Annotated in this window: 1 protein-coding gene; it reads right to left on the minus strand. The window is 46.8% G+C overall.

The features are described from left to right. Positions 1-252: cobaltochelatase subunit CobN (locus ACX6CF_RS27330; RefSeq protein WP_458788514.1), on the minus strand; the 252-nt coding region annotated here is incomplete at both ends.

Consider the following 252-nt stretch of genomic DNA (forward strand, 5'->3'; position numbering starts at 1 on the left):
GCGAAATAATGCCTGTACATTACTACCCGTTTCAACATTTTTACTCGGCACACCATAGGCATGGCTCATACGCTTAATATACGCTTCACCTAATTGTTTGCGCTCTTGCCAAGCACCAGAGCGTTCAGCTAAACGGTTAATGCCTGCGCCATAAGCGCCGGGTGCCGTACCAAAAATACGATAACTTGCCTGGCGACCCAGTAATTCAGGACTAATACTTCCATTTGCCCGTAATAATGTTTGCGCTTCACG

It is taken from the genome of Vallitalea sediminicola, from assembly GCF_054408565.1.